We start from the raw sequence: 255 nt of genomic DNA, 5'->3' as shown, positions 1-255 counted from the left end.
CGGCGGTGAGGCTGCCGCCATCGGTGAATTCGATGGTTTCGAGGGTGGCGTCGCTGCTGCTGAAGAAGTTGCGGACCGTGACCTGGTCACTGGTGCCGGCAATCTTGAGCACCAGATCGTCGCCGCTGCGGCCGATGTTGGAACCGACGTCGTTGTAGTCAACGCCTGCCGCAAAGCGCAGGGTGTCGTTGCCGCCGCCGCTGTTGTCGATGACGTCGACGCCCTCGCCGCGACCGAACAGGTAGGTGTCGTCAC

1 protein-coding gene is annotated in these 255 nt (G+C 64.3%); it reads right to left on the bottom strand.

Features of this window, described 5'->3' with window-relative positions:
• On the bottom strand, nucleotides 1-255 hold a 255-nt coding region (locus PZA18_RS24860), incomplete at both ends, for a calcium-binding protein (protein ID WP_284103548.1).

Origin of the sequence: Parachitinimonas caeni, from assembly GCF_030129945.1 — a bacterium.
GTDB lineage: Bacteria > Pseudomonadota > Gammaproteobacteria > Burkholderiales > Chitinimonadaceae > Parachitinimonas > Parachitinimonas caeni.
The sequence above is the reverse complement of the archived record's forward strand: the minus strand, read 5'-3'. Positions and strand labels throughout refer to the sequence as shown.